The organism is Mesorhizobium sp. M2E.F.Ca.ET.209.01.1.1, assembly GCF_004010375.2.
In the GTDB taxonomy this organism is placed as follows: domain Bacteria; phylum Pseudomonadota; class Alphaproteobacteria; order Rhizobiales; family Rhizobiaceae; genus Mesorhizobium.
On record NZ_SADP02001240.1, the window covers coordinates 1 to 287 of the forward strand.

A 287-nucleotide genomic window follows, 5' to 3' on the forward strand; every position below is an offset into this window, starting at 1 on the left:
GCAGCCGGCATGCTCGGCGACGCGGTGCGTCTGGTCGGTCGAGCCGGAATCGCAGACAATGACGTCGCGCACCACGACCTAGAACGCGCCACCGACCAAGGAGGCGAGCGTGCGGGCAAGCCCCTCTTCGTCGTTGCGGGTCTCGATGAGGACGCTGATCATTCTTAGCCGAATAGCGGAAAGCCACGACTTGCGCCAGTTGCGCTTTTCGGCCGAAAAAGTTCTTGCTTTGTTCTCATCGCCAAAATAGGAATAGTTTCATGAACAGAGCGATTCGACAGCCTGCC

At 58.9% G+C, this 287-nt stretch carries 1 pseudogene; it reads right to left on the minus strand.

The annotated features are described in order from the left end of the window. Positions 1 to 162: pseudogene (locus tag EN852_RS43050) on the minus strand (glycosyltransferase); the annotation flags it as partial. Positions 163 to 287 lie beyond the last annotated feature (125 nt).